Genomic DNA, 21,307 nt, shown 5'->3' with positions numbered 1-21,307 from the left:
TTATTTTTAACAAAAAGCAGGCCGCCATTATTGCTAAACTTCCTCTGCTATAAACAGGTACGGCTGCTTAAAGCTAAACGTTACAAAGCCATCGCCGGTGGTTGTAAAATTGCCGTTACCCAGCCCCTGCAAGCCGCTTACCTGCACATCTAAAGATGGTGATAAAATCCGGATATTTTCGCCGGCCGGTTTCCATTTGGTAAAGCCGCTGCTAACGGGGTATATTTTTTGATTATTGTAGAATATTACCAGGTTTATTTTGTCAGCAAAAGGGGCCACATCATCCAGCAGCAATTCGTCCGTTACTATATTAACAGATGGATAGCCCTTATCGGTTAAAAAGGCAAGTCCGGCTTTTAGGGGGTTATCGCCTAATGGGGATATTAGCTTTACATCCGATTGCAGCGCGGCATCAGGCTCATGGGCAATAACCATATCTACCTTTATCCCAAAGGCATCAATCTGCTCGGCAGTTAGCGGCGTAGTGATAACGGTTGGGCTCCACTCCAGCAACTGGCCCAGCATTTCTTCAGAAAAATGATCGAGGCCCAGCACCAAAAGAGCGGGTTCCTGTTTTTCGCGAACGATGTGGTGGGATGACATTTATAATTACTGATTATCTTTATCAAAGATATCAGTTAAGATGGCTTAAGCTAATATTGATGTAAATTTAGCCTCATCCCAACTCTTCTCCCTTGGAGAAGGGCCAAAATATAAATTTTATAAAATTGCAATTCAAAGCCCTTCCTTTTGGAGAGGATTTAGGTGAGGCAAACGAAATGAACCAAATACAACCACAAACCCTGCGTAAAATAATCCATATTGATATGGACGCCTTTTACGCGTCGGTTGAGCAGCGCGATAACCCCGAATACCGGGGTAAGCCCCTGGTGGTTGGCGGCCTGCCCGAGGGCCGCGGCGGTGTAGTGGCAACCGCCAGTTATGAGGCTCGCAAGTTTGGTATCCGCTCGGCCATGCCATCAAAGCAGGCGTTAAAGCTTTGCCCCCATGCCCTGTTTGTAAGGCCTCGCTTTGCTGCTTACAAAGAGGTATCGCAGCATATACGCGAGATATTCAGCCGTTATACCGACCTGATAGAACCACTATCGTTAGACGAGGCTTATTTAGATGTAACCAACGATAAATTAGGCATTGGTTCGGCTATGGAGATAGCGCAGCAAATAAAGCAAGCCATTAAGGATGAACTGAACCTAACGGCATCGGCAGGAGTATCGGTAAATAAATTCGTAGCCAAAATAGCATCAGATATGAATAAGCCCGATGGCTTAACATTTGTTGGCCCATCGTCTATTGAAACCTTTATAGAAAAGCTGCCGGTTGAGAAGTTTTACGGTGTTGGCAGGGTAACTGCCGAAAAAATGAAAAAGCAAGGCCTGTTTACCGGTGCCGACCTAAAACAACTGACCGAGGAGGACATGACCGGCCGCTTTGGCAAGGCGGGCGCTTTTTATTACCGCATTGTGCGGGGTATTGATGACCGAGAGGTGCAGCCGCACCGCGAAACAAAATCGATGGGGGCCGAAGATACTTTTGCTTACGACTTGACCACACTTGATGAAATGAACGCCGAACTGGATAAAATTGCCAGGTTGGTTCACGACCGCCTGTTACGTTACCAGTTAAAGGGCCGCACCATTACCCTTAAAATAAAATACAGCGATTTTAGACAGATAACCCGAAGCCAATCGTTACCAGACATGGTAGATGACGAAGCGACAATAAGCACTGTTGCTAAAAACCTTTTGCTGGCAACTGATATTGAAAACAGCCGGATAAGGCTTTTGGGCATAACGGTTTCAAATTTTTTGCCCCCACCCTCCAAATCGCCACAAATCAGCGATCAATTAAGCCTTTTTTGACGTAGTTAAGCAAGTGTTTGCCGCTTTTTTGGCAACTATCAACATATTTTCATCAGTTTTTAATATGTAGTACCATTTTAACAATATATTATATAATCTTAGTAGATTTATTATTAAAAGACGCGTAGTTGGCTATTTTTAATAATAAATTTATAAATAAATATCATTTTTCTTGACAAAATGATTTTAAAATTATAATTTAGTCTTATGTCACTGAGAAAATTTAAGCGAATTATAACCGCCTTCATGTTATTTGAAGCGTTATTGCTTTTATTTTTACCCTTTGCCGAGCAAAAAGAAACATCTTCTCCGGTTTCTTCGGTAAATTATAGGCATAACCAGGAAAAACGTAATATTAGCGCTGCTTTTTACATTAAAAACCGCAGCGGGAGTTTCCAAAGTCATAAATCGCGCTTCCAATCTGTAGTAAAGGAAACGTGCACCGTTTTAAATTCAGGCTTCTCTTTCCTGAAGAGTGATTACCATCAGCGCAACCTCTCTGTAGAGTGGTTAACCAAGCTGATGCTGTTTCCGTACCACTCCTTTTGGTAGGAAAACAGGGGAACAAACAAAGCATTTATTTCTGTCTGTTAATGATTATTCATTAAGTTTCCCGCACGGGTAACTTTTTGATAATACCTGCCGGAAAAGTAACCTTTTGTTGTTTCCACTTTTTTGTATAGCGCCCACCAACCATGGGCTTTCCCTACCATTAATTTACTCACTTATCACAACAACAAAATGAAAAAATTTGTACCATTTGGCATACTTGTAATTGTAGTTATCCTGGCCTTTATGTACCAGGGAAACGTAGCCGCCGCCAAGCCGGCCGAGTTTAACGGCGCCGATGTAGCCTGGTTGCTTATATCCACAGCGCTTGTTTTATTAATGACACCCGGCCTTGCTTTTTTTTATGGCGGTATGGTGCGCAAAAAGAACGTTATATCCACCATGCTGCAAAGCTTTGTTTGTATGGGCTTGATCACTATTATTTGGGTAGTGTTTGGATTTAGCATGGCATTTGGCGAGGACGTTGGGGGCTATGGCATAATTGGTAACCCTAAATCGTTTTTTATGATGCAAAACACCTTAGGTGTTGCATGGTTAGGGGGCACTTTACCGGTTATACTTTTTGCCATGTTCCAGTTAAAATTCGCGGTGATAACACCCGCGCTGATAACCGGTGCATTTGCCGAGCGTATACGTTTCAACTCTTACCTGATCTTTATCACCCTGTTTATCGTAATCATTTACATACCGCTTGCACATGCAACGTGGCATCCACAAGGTTACTTCTTTAAATTAGGCGTGTTAGATTTTGCCGGTGGTACTGTTGTACACATGAGTGCTGGTTGGGCTGCATTAGCCTCGGCCTTATATCTTAAAAAACGTAACGAAGTGCCTGAGTCGCACACACCGGCACGCATCAGCTACGTTATATTAGGCACAGGCTTACTTTGGTTTGGTTGGTTTGGGTTTAACGCGGGCTCGGCATTAGGCGCCGGCGAACTTGCCGCTACCGCATTAGCAACCACAACTACAGCATCTGCCGCAGCTGCCATGTCGTGGATTTTCTTTGATATCCTGAGAGGCAAAAAGCCATCTGCAATGGGCGCTTGTATTGGTGCTGTTGTAGGTTTGGTTGCTGTAACGCCTGCTGCAGGTTACATCACCGTATCAAGCTCATTAATAGTAGGTATAGTTGCTGCCGTTGTTAGTAACCTGGTGGTTATATGGCGCAGCAAAACTAACATCGATGATACTTTAGATGTATTCCCTTGCCACGGTGTAGGTGGTATGGTAGGTATGTTACTGACTGGTATATTCGCAACAAAAAGTGTAAACTCTGCCGGTAACGATGGATTGCTGAATGGCAACGCAGGCCTTTTTGTTACCCATCTTATCGCGCTGGTTACTGTTTCCGCATTTGCTTTCTTCGGATCTCTTCTATTATTGAAGATAACAGATATGATAAGCAAGTTGCGTGTATCTGAAGCTGACGAAATTGCTGGTCTTGATATGAGCCAGCATGACGAAGAGCTATAACTATACATCGAACATGTTTATAAAAAGGGGGCGCACATGCGCTCCTTTTTTGTTTATATGGAATGTTTTTACTATATTGGTAACAGGCACCCCAACAAAAAAATGGAAAAATTTAGCTGTACCCCACAAAAAAACTGCAATAATTTATAGCGGGGTGTATAATTAAAACTGATGCAAACCTAAGCCGGGCTCATTATTCAGCACCCACTTACCGTCAGTAAAAGCGGGCGTTTGATATGGGTTGTTGGCTGTAAGAAAAGGCCCGTCAAGGTCAGCCCAATCGCATTGAGGGGCAAGGGCGGCGGCGCCAAGGGTGGCGCAACTTGTTTCGCTCATACAGCCAATTAACGTACTCATGCCTAGTTCTTTAGCCTTATTTATCATTAACTGTGCTTCGTGCATTCCGGCACACTTCATCAACTTAACGTTAATGCCATGATAAACGCCTTTAGCAAGGGCTACATCAGGCAAACGTTGTACTGCTTCATCGCCAATAATGGGTATGGGGCTATTTTCGGTTAACCAGGCATTGCTATCTATATCTGTTTTTAAAAATGGCTGCTCTATCAGCTTAACACCTTGTTCTTTAAGCCAATACGCCATATCCAAACTTTGCTTGCGGTCGGTCCAGCCCTGGTTGGCATCTACATATAATGGCACGTTAGTAGCTGTGCGTATCGTTTGTATCAGCTCCTTATCACTATCGCGGCCAAGCTTTACTTTGATGATTCTCAATCCCTTAGCCTCGTTAACCTTTTGTATGATCACCTCCGGCGTATCAATGCCTACAGTATAGCTGGTAACAGGCATTTTTGACGGGTCGCTGCCCAGTAGTTGCCAGCAGGGTTGGCCTTTAATTTTGCCATCCAAGTCGTGCAGAGCGATGTCTATAGCTGCCTTTATAGCCGGGTTACCAGGGGCAATACCGTCTAAATAGTTGATAATGCTTTCAAAATCAAAGGTATATTTAAAGGCTGTTACATCAACCTTGTTTAAAAACGCTATTGCTGTTTCGTGACTTTCGCCCATATAGGGCACCATAGATGCTTCTCCATACCCTGTAAATCCCTCATGGTTAAGCTGCAACAACATAACAGGGGTTGATGTGCGCGAAAATTTAGCGATGGTAAAAGGGTGCTTTAGCTGTAATTGGAAGGGTTGATAAGTAAGCTGCATGTCAAATATCAAAGCTAAAGTTTTACAATTAAAATCCTGATTATCTTTGCGGCTATGCCGGCACAAATTTATGCTCCTTTCGAAAGCTTTAACTTTAGTAACAATAAATGCTTTTTAACCGGGCAAGCACTCAACAGCGAAGAAGAAAAAATACAGGTTTTCCCTCAATGGCTTATGAGCCTTTACAATCTTGAAGAACAGCCCTTTAAACTGCTGGACGAAACAATTGCGACCTATAAAGATATTAAGATCCCCTGCTCGGCCTATATTAACGATGAATACCTGGGGCCTTTAGAGCAAACTATAGCCCACGCCTTTGCTGGCGGATATGAAGGCGTTAAAGCGCTTGATGAATTAAAATTGTTTCAATGGGCGGGTAAACTGATGTACGGTATCATATTTAACGAAATACAGGCCGGTATAAAAATGATGCATGCGCAGGGTGAAGAATTTAATATTTCTCAATCCATAATACACAAATTCAGCCATTTACATTTAATGCTGCAAAGCATAAACCTGCCGCTGCACTTTGATGAATTTGTACCTTATAGTCTGTTTATTTTTAGGGTTGATAACAAAGTAGATGAGTTTGCTTATCGGGATGAGATAAATACCCAAACTTTTGCCTTACGTATACAGGACTTTGGCCTGGTGATGTGCCTGCAGGATAACGGGGCCAATGCATCTTATCACAAAGAAGTGTATGAAAAGATAAAGAACGACATCCTGCACCCCATACAGTTCGAGGAATTTTCGGGGAGGGTATTTTATTCTAACTACCTGTTTAATAGACTGCCAGAGTATAATATTTTACCGGTGGAGGATGAGATTTATATAGATGCCATGCCCCTGCGTGGCATAAGCAGCAAGCCCTTATTTGACGACTGGATGAATAAAACCTATGGCCAGGTGTTAGAAAACTTTTGGAAAAACTGGGGTTTTCTGTTGTTAGAGATCATTAAAGACCCTGAGAAACCGATGAGTTTTTTGTTTGATACCGATGGCAACAAAATCAGCACTGAATCAATTAAGCTGCCCAATTAAAACTTCTCGATAAAATTGTGCACTACATGCGGGTTTAAGGCTATGGTGATAATAACGCCGCTTAACGCGCCAAACAAGTGGGCATCGTGGTTAACATTATCGCGCGCGTGCTTTGATGCAAAGTGGCAATACACCAGGTACAGTATACCAAATATCCATGCCGATATAGGTATAGGGATAAACAATATGCCCATTTTAGCCAAAGGATCATACATAATATAACTGAATATAACCGCGCTGATAGCACCCGAAGCGCCCAGGCTGTTGTACCAGATATCTTCTTTGTGCTTTTGAATAGATGGCAGATCACTTAATATTAAGCTGAGTATATATAACACAGCAAACTGCCAATGCCCAATTAAGCCCTCCAACTGAAAAGCAAAAAAGTAATAAGACAGCATATTAAAAAACAGGTGGTTCCAGTCTTTATGGATCAATCCGCTGGTGATAACAGTGTAAACACGTTTTCCCCGCGATACGTTCCATGGGTTCATAATAAACTTGCCATACAGGTCTTCACTCGAGAAAGCCATTAACGAAGTGATAAGGGTTATAGCGAATATAATTGATGCTACAGGGGCATATTGCAAGTATTCTATCATTTAAGATCGAGTTTGGTATCGGTTAGTAAGCGGCCTATAGGGTAACGCATGGCAGTTTTTTCAAAATAAGGCGAGTTTCGGTAAACCCAGTTAAGCTGGCCTACGGCACTGTTGGCTATTTGTGGATTTTTGGCTTTTTCTTCGTCAAGTTTTTTGCGTAATTCGGGGTCGGCCTTTAATAATTCGGCTGCTTTATCCTCAAAAACGTAATCAGAAAAGTATTCCTTTTGCCCTAACATCGAATCAAAAAAGTTCCAGGCAAAAAAAGAATCTACGCCTTGGGGTTCTAACGTTTCAACAATGTAACGGTTTATTGGCTGGTTCACATATACCACATAGTCGCCTTCGTAAAACTTTATTTTGCTATCAACCGGGTTCAATTTTACGCCGGTGTGTACGTAGTGCCCCTCGTAGGGCCTTGTACCGGTCTTGTAATCGCTTATATAATACATCTGCAGGCTAAGTGTAGTATCGTGGCTTAAACGGCGCATAGCTACTCTATTTAGCTTAAACAGGTCGATCACTTTGCCCCATGCCTGCGGGATAACATAAGCCACAGGTTTATCGGCGCTGGCCGATGCTTTATAGGTATTATAAAACTTAACTGTTTTTGTATATGGCTTGCTTCTGTCGTAATACAGGCGTTTAAGGCCGCTCACATCACTTTCTTTATATGCCGCAGCATAACCCTTAAATGTAATCGTATCTATCTTTGAATCGTCTAATTGCCAGCTCAGGTCAAACGTCTTTTGGGCGCTTACTTCGGCGTCCACCCGCTTTTTCATATCACCCAATACTTTGGCATCGCGCTGGCAAATATCAATAAGGTGCTGCATAAAGTAGTATGTAGCGTATACTCGCTTATCATACGGTTTTAGCATATGTGTCTCGGTCATGTAGCTAATTATATTATGCTGCGCCGCATAACCTGTAGAAAAGCGGGGTGTTTCCATAAAGCTTACAATCCCCGAATCAGGCAACCCGCTTTCACCTGCGCCATAGGGAATCATTTCAAAACCGCTTTGTTTCATTCCTTTGTACAGATCAGGGGTAAGCGTTTTGTCGGTATAAGCCGCCAGTACAGGGTTTTGCTTATCCTTTTGGGTTTCTATCAACGTCATTACATACTGATAGTCGGCCCCATCGCTTACATGATTATCCAGCAATACCTCGGGTTGCCAGGTATTAAGTATCTGAGCAAACGCAAGCGCGTTTTTACTGTCCGACTTTATAAAATCGCGGTTAAGGTCTAAATTGCGATAATTGCCCCTAAAACCATAGGCACGCGGCCCGTTTTGGTTGGCACGCGATGTGCCGCGGTTCATGCTGCCATCAATATTGTATAGGGCAATAAAGCATAGGACTACATCTTTAGGCAACAGGTTCTTTTTAAGCAGATCGCGCACTAGCATCATACTGCCATCAACCCCATCGGGCTCGCCGGGATGAATCCCATTATTAATGAGTATCACCCTTTTGTTTTGTTTTTTTATTAAAGCCGGGTCAAAAACCTTGTCTCGCGATAATACAACCAGTGTTAACGGCTTGCCTACATCTGTTGATCCATACTCAAACAAATGCATTTGCGGCTGCTGTTTAGCTAAATTTTTATAGTAGGCAATGGCTTCGGCATGGGTAGCCGTATAGTTTTTATCCTTACTTAATTCAAACGGGGTTAATTGCGCATTTACCCGGGCGGTAAAAGCAATGGCAATAAGCAGTAAAATGGTTTTTTTCATATCAACAACTACAACAAATATAGCTGATGATATCCATCAATTGTTAGCCGCTGTAATTTCGGCCTGTAACTTTTTAGATAAACTTTTAAAAACCAAGCTGTAAGAGTGATCGATCATCCCTTTAAGCTGTTTGTTTGTAAGCGATCCGCTCATATAAACAGTGTTCCAGTGGGTTTTATTCATGTGGTAACCCGGCTTAACTTCGGTGTGCTGCTCGCGTAATTCTACAGCCAGTTCGGGGTCGCATTTGGCATTAAAATGGCGCCCGTCCTCTAATCCTGCAAGCAGGAATATCTTTTCGCCAACCTTAAATACAAGCGTATCTTCTCCGAAAGGGAAACTTTCGGTAACTGCTGGTTTTTGCAGGCAATAATCGCGTAGTTCTTCTATGTTCAAATTAAAATCCGCTTATCGATTTATCGTATGACGATTCACCTCCAAAGTTAAATTTAATTCCAATAGTTATTTGACGATATTGATCAAGCGCATTGTTTTTAAAACTAACCGCTCCGTCGTTATACCCATCTAATCCCTCGCCAAACGTCATATTATGCTGATAGCCAATATCCAGGCGAATATTTGGCTCATCGTAGCTGTTATATATTTTAAATTCGTAGCCAAAACGTATAGGGATAACCATGTTAAAGCTGTTATCCTTACCCGGAAAGCGGTAAGTGGGGTCAATAACGCTGTATCTGTTAGCATCCACTTTATTTATCATAAACCCAAAACCCGAACCCAGATAAAAGTTTTTTACCACGTTCATAAAAAAGTCGCCTTCGTAATCTATTAACTCGCCCAGTTGTATGTTGGCATGTAATAAAACTGCTTTAAAATTATTATTAAAACGGCGGGTAGCAATGTCTTCGGCAATAGTATTGCCACCACCACGCAAGTGACCGGCCTGAATCTCGAGAGTGATTGGCAAGTATGGCGAGTAATAGTAATTTAAGTTTACATTGTAAATGCGGTCATCATAATTCCGCTTCAAGTCGGCAAATGGGCGGGCGTAGCTGGCGCCAAAACCAATACCATATGCTGCATAATTATAACTATCCTGGGCTTTTAACTTTACCGAGCTAATTATTATTAGAATTAATAAAAAATACTTTCTCAAAATAATTAATGTTATAGATATTTACTATCTGTGTACCCATACAAACAAAAATCGGGCTAACAGGCAAAAAACACCTCTATATGCATTTTAACGAGTATTTACGATATACAGTTACAGAAAGATTTCTACGATATGTAAAAATAGATACCCAATCTGACCCATCTTCGCCCACTTGCCCATCTACTGATAAGCAAAAAGACCTGGGACGGTTACTTGTAGCTGAGCTTTTAGAAATGGGCGTAGTTGATGCGGATTTAGACGAGTATGGCTATGTATATGCTACCATTCCTGCAAATACGGATAAGCCGGACGTACCTGTAATCTGCTTTTGTTCGCATATGGATACCGCGCCTGACTGCAGCGGAAAAAATGTGAAGCCATTAATACACGAAAATTACAACGGCAACGATATTATTTTACCCGATGATACTACACAGGTGCTGCGCCTGAAAGATCATCCCGACCTTATAAACCAAATGGGTAATGATATCATCACTGCATCCGGCACAACGTTACTGGGAGCCGATAACAAAGCCGGCGTTGCCGAAATAATGGATGCCTGCTATCAATTAATGAGCAACCCGGCCATTAAACACGGTAAAATAAGGATATTATTTACTCCGGATGAAGAAATAGGCCGGGGAGTTGATAAGGTAGATATTGCCAAACTAGGGGCATTTGCAGGATATACGATTGACGGCGAAAGTGCGGGAAACATGGAAAACGAAACATTTTCGGCAGATGGGGCGCGACTAACCATACAAGGCGTAAGCGCACACCCGGGTTTTGCGAAAGGCAAAATGGAAAGTGCCATAAAAATAGCCGGATTAATTATTGCAGCGTTACCGCATAACCTATCGCCCGAGGGAACAGATGAGATGCAGGGCTTTGTACACCCAGTAAATATAGAAGGCCATGTAGAAACGGCTACTATAGATTTCATAGTACGGGATTTTGATGAGGAAAATTTAGCCGCTCATGCAGCCGTTATCGATAAAATTGCAGCCGACGTTTTACAAGGTTTTCCAAACTCCAGCGCCACTTTGCATACAACACCGCAATACCGGAATATGAAAAATATGCTGGCCCAACACCCGCAAATTGTTGAATATGGCATGGAAGCTATAAGGCGCGCCGGGCTAAATGCCAAACTATGCAGCATACGTGGCGGTACAGATGGGTCACGTTTAAGTTTTATGGGCTTGCCCTGCCCTAATATCTTTGCCGGCGAGCATGCTTTTCATGGCAAGCAGGAATGGGTATCGGTACAAGACATGCAAAAAGCAGTACAAACTATACTGCATTTATGCATGATTTGGGAAGAACGGGATTAGTATAGCAAGTTATCGTAAGGATAACGCTCTGTATGTATTTTCTTTACTTCTTCATACAGCAACTCTCTAAATTCTTCTACATTCTCTTTTTGAGTGGCCGATATGAATATAGCCGGGCTGTTGTTTTTAGCCATCCAGCTATGCTTAAAGTCGTCGAGTGTTAAAGGGCCTTCTGTTATATCAACATTGTGCTGTTCGGGTTCAAAGGCGTCTATTTTATTAAAAACGGTTATTATACGTTTATCAATAGCACCCAGGTCTTTCAGCGTTTCGTTCACAGTACGTATCTGGTCTTCAAACGTAGGGTGCGATATATCTACCACGTGTATTAATATATCGGCTTCACGCACTTCATCCAATGTAGATTTAAAGCACTCTACCAAATGGTGAGGTAGCTTGCGTATAAACCCTACCGTATCTGACAGTAAAAAGGGCACGTTTTCAATAACCACTTTACGCACGGTAGTATCCAGCGTGGCAAACAGCTTGTTTTCGGCAAACACTTCAGATTTTGCCAGCATATTCATAATGGTTGATTTACCCACGTTGGTATAACCAACCAAAGCTACACGTATCAATTGCTGGCGGTTTTTCCGCTGTGTTTCATTTTGTCTATCTATCAGTTTAAGGCGCTCTTTTAGTAACGATATTTTGTTCAGAATCAATCGCCTGTCCGTCTCAATCTGCGACTCGCCCGGTCCGCGCATACCAATACCACCTTTTTGGCGCTCAAGGTGAGTCCATAAGCGGGTTAGGCGGGGTAATAGGTATTGCAACTGAGCCAATTCTACCTGGGTTTTAGCCTGCGCGGTTTGGGCGCGGCCGGCAAAAATGTCCAGTATCAGATTGCTGCGGTCCAATATCTTCACCTGTAGCTCGCGCTCAATATTACGCAGTTGCGACGGCGAAAGCTCGTCATCAAACACCACAATATCTATTTCTTCGGATGTAACATATTCTTTTATCTCTTCCAGTTTGCCTGTACCTACAAAGGTCGATCGCTCGGGCCGTTGCAACTTTTGGGTAAAGCTTTTTACTGTATCGCCACCAGCGGTAGCAACCAAAAATTCCAACTCCTCTAAATATTCTTTTTCCTGCGCCTCGGTTTCGTTAGGTGTAATTACCCCTACCAGCACAACACGCTCCTGCTTCACAGCAGTATCATAAAATTTTTGTTTCATAGATCCTCTCCTGCAGTAATAACAAAGTTAATAAAACTTGTTTGCCTGCGTTTCAAATTATACGGCCTATAGGCCTTTTACAAACTCCCGCATGGCAGCGCCTGGGTCTTGTTGTTTCATAAAGTTTTCGCCAATTAAAAAGCCGTTAAAGCCAACCTTTTTCAACTGCTTAATGGTTTCAGTATCGCTAATGGCACTTTCAGATATCTTTAAAAACTCCGCGGGTATTTTATCAACCAGTTGATAAGAGTTTTCTACCGATACTGTAAAATCGGCCAGGTTACGGTTGTTTACGCCAATGGCATCTAAGTTGGAATCTATGCTGCGCTCCAGTTCTTCCAGGTTATGCACCTCGAGCAAAACATTTAGCTCCAGGCTTTTGGCAAGAGCAGCAAAACTCTTTATCTCTGCCGGGGTAAGTATAGCGGCTATCAGTAAAATAATATCGGCACCTAATGATTTTGCCTCTACTATCTGGTACTCATCTATCATAAAGTCTTTACGCAGTACGGGGACGGTATTGGCCCTGCGAGCCCTTACCAGATCAAGCTTGCGGCCACCAAAAAACTGCTTATCGGTTAAAACCGACAGCGCTGAAGCACCAGCATCCGCATATTGCTTAGTTACTTCTTTTACAAGCGCATCATTATTGATGATGCCTTTTGATGGCGACTGCCGTTTAAATTCGGCTATGATGCCGGTACGCTCAGGTGCCAGTAAAAACTCTTTAAACGAGTAGGTATCGCGGCGAAAAGACTCCGACTCCTCTAACTCGGTATAAGTTGTTTCTCGCTTATCCCGGTCAACTTCCTTTTTTTTATGAGCTACTATTTTATCTAAAATATTCATTTATCCCCTTGTTAGGCCAAATAGCGATTTTGATTTTTGTAAACTTAAGCATTTAACCAGTTCTGCATCATTTCTTTACCATACTCGGTTAGTACCGATTCGGGATGGAACTGTACGCCGCGCACATTATATGTTTTATGTCGCAGGGCCATTACCGACCCGTCTTCTTCATCTATAGCAGTGGTTACCAATACTGCGGGCAGATCCTTTTCAACCACCCACGAGTGATAACGGCCAACCTTGATGGTATCGGGTAACCCATCAAAAAGTTTTTCGCTGCTATCAGTTACTTTTATGGGGGTGGCAATACCGTGCATAGGCTGCGGCAGATTGTATAACTGTCCGCCAAACACCTCGGCTATGGCCTGCTGCCCCAAACATACGCCAAACATGCTTTTTGTTGGGGCATACTTCTCAATCACTTGTAAAAGTAAACCAGCCTCAGATGGAATGCCCGGCCCCGGCGAAAGGATAATGTGGCTGTATTTATCAACATCGTTTATATCAAACTGGTCGTTTCTCCACACATCACATTGCAAACCTAACTCGTTTACCAAATGCACCAGGTTGTAGGTGAAAGAATCGTAATTATCAATTATTAATATGTTTTTCATTTTTTCTAACTTTTATTTACAGGATTTAGCTCCTCATTCCTGTTATGCTTGCCTAATCCCTATTCTCTAACTACCAATCAGCCGCTATAATTCCTCTGCAAGCTCAATTGCTTTGCGCAGCGCGGCTATTTTATTGTCAACCTCTTTTAATTCACTTTCGGCTACCGACCCGGCTACAATACCAGCCCCTGCCTGGTAGTGCAAAGTATTGTTCTTACTTAAAAACGAGCGTATCATAATGGCGTGGTTAAAATCGCCGTTAAAGCCAAAAAAGCCAATAGCGCCGCTATAAAAGCTACGTTTGCTTTTTTCGTTTTCGTCTATTATCTCCATAGCACGGTATTTTGGCGCCCCGCTTAATGTGCCTGCCGGGAAAGTATCGGCCACAATTTTAAATGATGATGTGCCCTCTTTTATTTTACCACTAACATGCGATACCAAATGTATAAGGTGCGAGTAGTATTGCACCCCTTTAAAGGCTTTTACACTAACCTGCTCGCAATGGCGGCTAAGATCGTTACGGGCAAGGTCTACCAGCATAACATGCTCTGCAGATTCCTTTGGGTCGTTTTCTAAATTACGGGCTATCTCTGCATCTTTTTCGTCATCCCCGCTGCGCTTAAACGTGCCGGCAATAGGGAAAATGCTGGCTACACGGTTTTTAATAGTAATCTGCGCCTCGGGCGATGAACCGAATATCCTGAAGTCACCATAATCAAAATAAAACAAATACGGCGATGGGTTTATTGAGCGCAGCGCCCTGTACACATTAAATTCATCACCTAAAAACCCACGCGAAAATGCCCTTGACGGTACTATCTGGAAAACATCGCCGCGGTAAATATGCTGCTTCATTTTCTCCACTATCGCTATAAACTCGTCGTTCGTTAAGTTTGATTGTTCGGCTTCATCGCTTTTAAAGGTATACTCGGGGAAGTTTTTATTTTTAATAAGGTCTTCAATTTTCTCCAGCCCATTTGTTTCCTTTTGGCCCTCAACATGGTTATGGAAAATATACAGTTCGTTTTTAAAGTGGTCTATAGCTATAATATAACTGTAAATATGGTACTGCATTACCGGTATTTTACGGGTAGTGTCGGTACTTTCTTTTAAGCGGATGGTTTCGAAATGTTCAACCGCCTCGTGGGTAAAATAACCAAACAACCCGTTTGATAATATTTTAGATGTGTTAGCTTCTACCTCAAACCTGGCCGAAAAGCTGTTGATCTCTTCGGTGATATCAAATGTACCCGGTGCGATTATCTCTTCTGCTCCATCCGGGAATTTCTTTTTTAGCTTACCCTCGTCTAAAACCAAACCGCTAAAAGGGGCACAGCATACAAAACTAAGGCTGTTTTCCCTGCTATGATAGTCAGAACTTTCCAGTAGTAACGAGTTTGGAAAAACATCCCTAAGGCGCAGGTAAATACTTACAGGCGTTGTAGTATCGGCCAGCAGCTTCTTTTGGATTGTAGTAATTTTATATTTTTTCATGTTATTCTCAAAAGGACATTAAACAAAAAAACCCGGCGAATTGAGCGTTCGCCGGGTTTCAAATTAGGTTTACATTTGATTAGTAATGCACATTAAAAACTATCCGGCCGCCAAAATTTATTTGAGTGCCACCAATTTGTTGTATGGTTGATTTTTTTCATTGTGCGGAACAAATTTATAAAGAAAAATGAATTTGCAAATTTTTTGTGCAATTATTTTAATGGGTAATGCCCAAAAAGGGCCTTTTACTGGCCACTATAGCTATAACTACTATAACAAATGCTATAGTATAAAAAATAGCAATAGCCTTGTTTTTTGCCACGGGCGTTAATGCTCTTTTTGATTTTGAATGCCCGATGGTAATTAAAACAATGGCGATCAGCATCATAGTAATATGTTCAACCGTCCAGTAACGGGTGTCAAAATTTTTCATGGTTGTGCTGTTGAACTGTACATAAGGGCTTAAAAAGTACAAGATAATGCCCAACAAAAACTGCGTATGTGCCGATATCATGGCAAACAGGTTAAGCTTGCGGTTGCCCTCGGTGTAAGGTTTTTTGCCTGCCCAGTCGGCAAAGGCGCGTACAATAGCTATTACTACCAATAGCACTACTATATAACGGAAACCCGAGTGGAAGTACTTAAAAAAGCTATATAAATTCATAATGTGAAATTTGGTTCGAATATAAGAAATACTTGGCTTAAATCACCCCGCAATTTGTCGCAGATGGCCTTCAGCCTATCCGCTGTTTCTGCTATTTTTACTTAATAAAACTAAAACCAACCCAAATGAGAACAGTAACCTACGGCATGAATATTAGTATAGATGGCAACTACGACCATACTAAATTTAACGGCGACCGGGAAATTCATGAATATTTTACAGCACTGATGGAAGATGTTGACCAGATAGTTTATGGCCGTAAAATGTACGAGCTAATGTTCCCTTATTGGGCTGATGTGGCCCGTGAAGGAACAGAATCGGCGGATACGCTTGCATTTGCCAAAAGGATCACCGAGATAGATAAGATAGTTTTTTCGAAAACATTAACCAGCGTCGAAGGGAATGCGGTAATTATGCGAGATAACCCCGGCGAGGTGATACGTAAGCTAAAGGAGCAGCCCGGCAAAAGGATATCTATAGGGGGAGTAAATTTGCGTGAGCAGTTGACAGTGCTTGGCCTGGTTGATGAATTTTATTTTGTTATACACCCGGCTATTGTAGGCAAAGGGCGAAAGCTGTTTGATAACTTCGACATCCCCGAGAAGATCAACTTAACACTGGCCAACTCCAAAGTTTTAAAAAATGGGTGCATCGCGCTACATTACGTTAAAGAGGAAGTTTAAGTATACCTACTGCGGAAAGCTAAACTTACCCATCAGCACAGCGGGGTTATTGCCAATTTTTATTGGGTTTCCACACAGGGCCTCGTTACCTAACAGCGCAAACAATATAGCTTCTTTGGCATCGGGGTTTAAACCCAGATCGGCAGTGTTGCCTATGCTTGCGTTGGGTAATGTCTGCTTTAAATAGTTAACCACAAAAGGGTTGCGTGCGCCGCCGCCGCTGGTAAACACATGAAGATCGTCTGCCTTAAAATTGGCCTGTATAAATTGGGCGATAGACCGCCCTGTAAAGGCGCTAAGTGTAGCCACTAAATCTGCCTTGCCAATGTTGAGCGTGCGCGATGCCTGTTGTGCGTTACCTACGAAAGATAAGTTAAACAGCTCGGGCCCGGTGGTTTTAGGTAAGTTTTCATTAAAAAACGGGTGGTGCAGCAATGCTTCCAACAATTCCTCATTCACCTCGCCCGAATAGGCAATAGCCGAATCTTCGTCATACGCTTTGTCAAAATATTCGCGGCAGGCAGCATCTATCAGCGTATTGCCGGGGCCAATATCTGTGCATAATACGTTGTCTGTATTGCCATCAGCGGGTAGGTAGGTAAGGTTAGCAATACCACCGATATTCAGCAGTATGCGGTTTTCGCCCGGCTGGCTTCCTAATAAGACATCGCCGTATAAAGCTAAGGGGGCGCCCTCGCCGCCTACTGCAATGTGTTTCTGCCTAAAATCGCTAACGGTTAATATCCCGGTTTTAACGGCCAGGTGGTCGGCATCACCAATTTGCAATGTAGCATTGCTATAACCCGGTTGCTTGTGCTGGCTTTTAGGCGCATGATAAATGGTTTGCCCGTGACTGGCAATAAAATCCACTTCGGCGGGTGCTATTTTCCATTCGGAGAGTGCCTGTAACACCAATTTGCCATGGAAGCTGCCTATAAATTCATTTAGTAAACATACTTTCTCTAAACTCACCTGTTTTTGCGCGAAAACTTGCTGCACCTCTTGTTTAAACTGTTGTTGGTAGGGTATGGTGATAAATTGCTTTAGCTTAAATTCGGTATTAACTCCGTTCCCTTTAAAGCTGCATAGGGCTATATCCAACCCGTCTAATGATGTACCCGACATTAGCCCAACACCCAACTTTTCGTCTTTTTTGGCGATAGAAAATAGCTTTTGCAGGTTAACATTTAGTTTTGGCATGCCCTAAATTACATTTTTACCCTGCTTCACAAAAGATAAATTAAAATGCCCTGTATGTAAATATCTGATATATTTGTTTTTACCCTTTATATCCTATTACAACCCTATTTATATGGCCAGATTAAACCTACTTGAAGAAACACGCTACGAAAAGCTACCGGTAACCGTTTATGCCGATCAGCGCACAGCATCGTTAGCGGTAGCGGCACGCATAGCCAAACTGATACACGAAAAGCAAGCCGCCGGCCAACCGGCAGTACTTGGCCTGGCAACCGGCGTAACCCCCATACAGGTTTATGCAGAGCTGGTTAGGATGCATCAACAGGAGGGATTATCATTTAAAGGTGTAATTACCTTTAACCTCGACGAGTATTTCCCGATGCAGCCCGATGCGGTGCAAAGCTACGTTACCTTCATGAACGAGAATTTATTTGACCATGTGGATATTGACAAAAATAATGTACATATCCCTGATGGTACATTATCTGCCGAAGCGGTAGCTGCCTTTTGTTTGAACTATGAGAAGCAGATAGAAGAATTAGGCGGCTTGGATCTACAGCTATTAGGTATTGGCCGTACCGGCCACATCGGCTTTAACGAACCCGGTTCTGCACCTAACTCCGGCACCAGGCTGGTTACTTTGGATGATTTGACCCGCCGTGATGCTTCGCGCGATTTTGGTGGTAAAGAGAATGTACCCACCAAAGCCATCACCATGGGCGTGGGTACTATATTTAAGGCCCGCGAAATATTGCTGATGGCATGGAGCACTAAAAAAGCACCCATCATTCGCAAAGCTGTAGAGGGTGAACTATCGGGTGAAGTGCCGGCCACTTACCTGCAATTGTCAGATCATGTTGAATTTATACTGGACGAGGGTGCCGCATCAGCGCTCACCCGTTTTGATACACCATGGCTGGTAAAAGACTGCGTATGGGATAATATGCTAAAAAAGAAAGCCGTGATATGGCTATCGGGTACTGTAGGCAAACCCATTTTAAAACTAACCGAAGAAGATTATAACGCACATGGTATGGCCCAACTGGCTGTTGAACAAGGCCCGGTATACGAGATTAACATTGATATATTTAACCAGGTGCAGCATACCATCACCGGCTGGCCGGGTGGTAAGCCGGGTGCCGATGACAGCCAAAGACCTGAAAGGGCCGAGCCCGCTAAAAAGCGCTCCATCGTATTTTCTCCGCATCCTGATGATGATGTAATATCGATGGGTGGCACGTTCATCCGTTTGGTAGACCAGGGGCACGATGTGCATGTAGCCTACCAAACATCGGGTAACACGGCTGTTTGGGACGATGACGTGCTCCGCTATGTTGAGTTTGCTATCGACTTTAAAGAAAGCGTGGGCGAGGATGCAAGCAAATTAAAAGGCATTTATGCCGATATGCGCGAGTTTGTAAGCCATAAACGCCCCAACCAGATAGATACGCAGGAGATACGTAACGTAAAAGGCTTCATCCGCAAAACCGAGGCCATATCGGGCGCGCGCTATGCGGGGCTGCCTGATAGTAATATCCATTTCCAGGCCCTGCCGTTTTACGAGACCGGGAAAACACAAAAAAATTCGGTTGGCGAAGAAGATGTAAAACTAACTATGGAATTGCTGCAAAAAGTAAAGCCCCGACAGGTTTTCACCGCCGGCGACTTTGCCGACCCGCATGGTACGCACGTAGTTTGTTTTAATATTATTATTGCCGCCCTAAGAAAATTGCGCGAAACAGAAGATTGGGTAAAAGATTGCTGGGTATGGATGTACCGCGGTGCATGGCACGAGTTTGCCACCCACGAGATAGAGATGGCGGTACCCTTATCGCCAAATGAAGTGCTGCGTAAACGCTATGCCATTTTTAAGCACCAGTCGCAAAAAGATACGCCGGTTTTCCCTGGCGATGACATGCGCGAGTTTTGGGTACGCGCTGAGGACCGCAACCGCGAGACCGCCCAAAACTACGACAAGCTGGGTATGGCCGAGTATGCAGCCATGGAAGCCTTTGTACGGTATAAGTTTTAAAGGGTTGTACGTGATACGTTTTTCGTAATACGTTTTGATTAAGCAAAAAAGAATAATTAAAATAATGCAAAACTTTAAAGATTTACTTTTATGGCAGGAAGCGCATAAACTGTCATTAAAAGTGTATGAGTTTTCTAAGGGTTTCCCTAAGGAAGAAACCTTTGGGGTAACATCTCAACTCAGAAGAGCATGCGTATCAATTGCTTGCAATATTTCTGAAGGATGTGGACGCTATACGGCGCAAGATTTTGCTAATTTTCTACAAATCGCATTAGGATCGGCTAATGAAACTGATTACCTAATAATTTTGGCTTAAGACCTTAACTATTTATCCATGGAACAGTTTGTAATACTGCAAGAACACGTAAATAAGGTAAGAGCAATGAATATTAATCTAGTCGAAAAAGTAAGGAAATAACGTAAAACATACTACGTCAAACGTAAAACAAATGAATAAAAACATTACCAAACCCGGACGACTGCTCTCTCTTGATGTTTTTCGCGGGTTAACCATTGCCTGCATGATATTGGTTAATGACCCCGGCGATTGGGGGCATATTTACGCACCGCTGGAGCACTCCGAGTGGAACGGCTGTACACCCACCGACCTGGTGTTTCCTTTTTTCCTGTTTATGGTGGGGGTATCTATAGTGTATGCTATGGAAAGCAAAAAGGCAAGCGGTGCCAGTCAGTCTAAAATGATCTTGGCCGCTTTGCGCCGTACTATAATTTTACTGCTCATCACCTGGTGTTCGCAGCTTATTCTTCGTTGGAACTTTGATGTGTCTAAACTTAGGTTACCGGGTGTATTACCACGTATTGCACTGGTATACTTTATTTGCACTATACTATACTTAAAAACATCACAAAAAACCCGCGATTGGCTGCTCGTAGCCGTATTGATAGGCTATTATATCATCATGACGTTTATACCGGTACCGGGTGTGGGTTATGCTAACCTTAACCCCGAAACCAATATGGGTGCCTGGATAGACCGCCTGGTATTTACTACCGACCACCTTTGGCGATCATCAAAAACCTGGGATCCTGAAGGCTTGCTGGGCACATTGCCTGCTATAGGCACGGGCCTTTTTGGTATACGCGTGGGCAGCTGGCTAAAACGTAAAGACCGTGACGACAGCACAAAGGTGAGCTGGATGTTTACCTACGGCACTATAGCTGTTGTAATAGCCTTGTTTTGGGATCTGTTCTTCCCTATTAATAAAGCTTTATGGACAAGCTCGTTTGTATTGTACACTGGCGGGCTGGCTACTATAGGTTTGGCCATATCTTTTTGGCTGATAGATGTACAGGGGCATAAGCGCTTTACTTATCCGTTTGTTGTCTTTGGCGCTAACGCTATAACAGCTTATGTATTATCGGGCTTTATACCGCATTATTTAAACTTAGTGCATATTGGTAAAAAGTCTATTTATGAGTTTTTCTTTGCACCATATTTTTCTCCTGTAAATGCCTCTTTGGCTGGTGCAATATTTATAGTAGCGGTATTGTGGCTGGTAATGTGGGTGTTTTATAAAAATAAAATATTTATAAAAATTTAAATTTGTTGTCTCTGCTTCATCAAAAGCTATTTTACAGCTATTAAAACAATTTGCAACTAAAAAATTCGTTTTGCATCTTAGTGCTTTAAT

At 42.8% G+C, this 21,307-nt stretch carries 20 protein-coding genes and 1 pseudogene; 9 read left to right on the top strand and 12 right to left on the bottom strand.

What is annotated here, in order from left to right:
• Nucleotides 1-33 precede the first annotated feature (33 nt).
• Nucleotides 34-603, bottom strand: a complete 570-nt coding sequence (locus FFF34_013360; protein TSD64881.1) for a thiamine pyrophosphokinase — start codon at nucleotides 601-603, stop codon at nucleotides 34-36.
• Nucleotides 604-779: 176 nt separating this feature from the next.
• On the opposite strand from FFF34_013360, the gene dinB reads away from it, so the two are divergent.
• The 3 genes from dinB (at nucleotide 780) to FFF34_013345 (ending at nucleotide 3,926) form a co-directional block, all read left to right on the top strand.
• A complete protein-coding gene (gene dinB, locus FFF34_013355) occupies nucleotides 780-1,880 on the top strand; it encodes a DNA polymerase IV (protein ID TSD64880.1) in 1,101 nt (366 codons plus the stop codon).
• A 246-nt stretch (nucleotides 1,881-2,126) separates the two neighbouring features.
• Nucleotides 2,127-2,432: a hypothetical protein gene (locus tag FFF34_013350; protein TSD64879.1), complete on the top strand. Its 306-nt coding sequence runs from the start codon at nucleotides 2,127-2,129 to the stop codon at nucleotides 2,430-2,432.
• Nucleotides 2,433-2,621: 189 nt separating this feature from the next.
• Entirely contained in the window at nucleotides 2,622-3,926 is a 1,305-nt protein-coding gene (locus FFF34_013345) for an ammonium transporter (protein ID TSD64878.1), read from the top strand.
• A 162-nt stretch (nucleotides 3,927-4,088) separates the two neighbouring features.
• On the opposite strand, the gene FFF34_013340 is transcribed toward FFF34_013345, so the two are convergent.
• Complete coding sequence (locus tag FFF34_013340; GenBank protein TSD64877.1) at nucleotides 4,089-5,102, bottom strand: dipeptide epimerase; 1,014 nt, start codon at nucleotides 5,100-5,102, stop codon at nucleotides 4,089-4,091.
• A 54-nt stretch (nucleotides 5,103-5,156) separates the two neighbouring features.
• Here FFF34_013340 and FFF34_013335 point away from each other — a divergent pair, with 54 nt between their 5' ends.
• Nucleotides 5,157-6,146 (top strand): hypothetical protein, encoded by a 990-nt coding sequence (locus FFF34_013335; GenBank protein ID TSD64876.1) that lies wholly within the window; start codon nucleotides 5,157-5,159, stop codon nucleotides 6,144-6,146.
• Here the strand turns inward: FFF34_013335 and FFF34_013330 are convergent.
• The 4 genes from FFF34_013330 to FFF34_013315 are packed head-to-tail and all read right to left on the bottom strand — an operon-like array spanning nucleotide 6,143 to nucleotide 9,604.
• Nucleotides 6,143-6,748, bottom strand: coding sequence for a rhomboid family intramembrane serine protease (locus FFF34_013330; GenBank protein TSD64875.1), 606 nt, complete (start codon nucleotides 6,746-6,748; stop codon nucleotides 6,143-6,145). The two genes, FFF34_013335 and FFF34_013330, sit on opposite strands and share 4 nt — an antisense overlap.
• Nucleotides 6,745-8,487, bottom strand: a complete 1,743-nt coding sequence (locus FFF34_013325; protein TSD64874.1) for a hypothetical protein — start codon at nucleotides 8,485-8,487, stop codon at nucleotides 6,745-6,747. The genes FFF34_013330 and FFF34_013325 overlap by 4 nt, the downstream gene beginning before the upstream one ends.
• 36 nt (nucleotides 8,488-8,523) lie before the next feature.
• Complete coding sequence (locus tag FFF34_013320) at nucleotides 8,524-8,883, bottom strand: MmcQ/YjbR family DNA-binding protein (protein TSD64873.1); 360 nt, start codon at nucleotides 8,881-8,883, stop codon at nucleotides 8,524-8,526.
• 1 nt (nucleotide 8,884) lies between these two features.
• On the bottom strand, nucleotides 8,885-9,604 hold the full coding sequence (locus FFF34_013315) for a hypothetical protein (GenBank protein ID TSD64872.1): 720 nt from the start codon (nucleotides 9,602-9,604) through the stop codon (nucleotides 8,885-8,887).
• Between the two features lie 80 nt (nucleotides 9,605-9,684).
• Between FFF34_013315 and pepT the strand changes: the two genes are divergently transcribed.
• On the top strand, nucleotides 9,685-10,938 hold the full coding sequence (gene pepT / locus FFF34_013310) for a peptidase T (GenBank protein ID TSD64871.1): 1,254 nt from the start codon (nucleotides 9,685-9,687) through the stop codon (nucleotides 10,936-10,938).
• Here pepT and hflX read toward each other — a convergent pair.
• The 5 genes from hflX to FFF34_013285 form a co-directional block, all read right to left on the bottom strand.
• Entirely contained in the window at nucleotides 10,935-12,119 is a 1,185-nt protein-coding gene (gene hflX, locus FFF34_013305; protein TSD64870.1) for a GTPase HflX, read from the bottom strand. The genes pepT and hflX overlap by 4 nt on opposite strands.
• Before the next feature lie 66 nt (nucleotides 12,120-12,185).
• On the bottom strand, nucleotides 12,186-12,968 hold the full coding sequence (gene trpC / locus FFF34_013300) for an indole-3-glycerol phosphate synthase TrpC (GenBank protein ID TSD64869.1): 783 nt from the start codon (nucleotides 12,966-12,968) through the stop codon (nucleotides 12,186-12,188).
• A gap of 44 nt (nucleotides 12,969-13,012) precedes the next feature.
• The gene (locus FFF34_013295) at nucleotides 13,013-13,582 is read right to left on the bottom strand and encodes an aminodeoxychorismate/anthranilate synthase component II (protein TSD64868.1); all 570 of its coding nucleotides are present in this window, start codon (nucleotides 13,580-13,582) and stop codon (nucleotides 13,013-13,015) included.
• Nucleotides 13,583-13,666: 84 nt separating this feature from the next.
• Entirely contained in the window at nucleotides 13,667-15,076 is a 1,410-nt protein-coding gene (locus FFF34_013290) for an anthranilate synthase component I family protein (protein ID TSD64867.1), read from the bottom strand.
• 217 nt (nucleotides 15,077-15,293) lie between these two features.
• A complete protein-coding gene (locus tag FFF34_013285; protein TSD64866.1) occupies nucleotides 15,294-15,740 on the bottom strand; it encodes a cytochrome B in 447 nt (148 codons plus the stop codon).
• A 125-nt stretch (nucleotides 15,741-15,865) separates the two neighbouring features.
• Here FFF34_013285 and FFF34_013280 point away from each other — a divergent pair, with 125 nt between their 5' ends.
• Nucleotides 15,866-16,423, top strand: a complete 558-nt coding sequence (locus tag FFF34_013280; protein ID TSD64865.1) for a deaminase — start codon at nucleotides 15,866-15,868, stop codon at nucleotides 16,421-16,423.
• 6 nt (nucleotides 16,424-16,429) lie between these two features.
• Here the strand turns inward: FFF34_013280 and FFF34_013275 are convergent, their stop codons facing one another.
• Nucleotides 16,430-17,623, bottom strand: a complete 1,194-nt coding sequence (locus FFF34_013275; GenBank protein TSD64864.1) for an anhydro-N-acetylmuramic acid kinase — start codon at nucleotides 17,621-17,623, stop codon at nucleotides 16,430-16,432.
• A 112-nt stretch (nucleotides 17,624-17,735) separates the two neighbouring features.
• On the opposite strand from FFF34_013275, the gene nagB reads away from it, so the two are divergent.
• The 3 genes and pseudogenes from nagB to FFF34_013260 all read left to right on the top strand — a co-directional run bounded on the left by nagB (nucleotide 17,736) and on the right by FFF34_013260 (nucleotide 21,217).
• Nucleotides 17,736-19,655 carry a glucosamine-6-phosphate deaminase gene (gene nagB / locus FFF34_013270; protein ID TSD64863.1) on the top strand — a complete coding sequence of 640 codons (1,920 nt, stop codon included), beginning with the start codon at nucleotides 17,736-17,738 and terminating at the stop codon, nucleotides 19,653-19,655.
• A gap of 64 nt (nucleotides 19,656-19,719) precedes the next feature.
• A pseudogene (locus tag FFF34_013265) lies at nucleotides 19,720-20,073 on the top strand (four helix bundle protein).
• Nucleotides 20,074-20,104: 31 nt separating this feature from the next.
• Nucleotides 20,105-21,217 (top strand): DUF5009 domain-containing protein, encoded by a 1,113-nt coding sequence (locus FFF34_013260; GenBank protein ID TSD64862.1) that lies wholly within the window; start codon nucleotides 20,105-20,107, stop codon nucleotides 21,215-21,217.
• Nucleotides 21,218-21,307 lie beyond the last annotated feature (90 nt).

It is taken from the genome of Inquilinus sp. KBS0705 (genome assembly GCA_005938025.2).
Taxonomy (GTDB): domain Bacteria; phylum Bacteroidota; class Bacteroidia; order Sphingobacteriales; family Sphingobacteriaceae; genus Mucilaginibacter.
The sequence above is the reverse complement of the archived record's forward strand: the minus strand, read 5'-3'. Positions and strand labels throughout refer to the sequence as shown.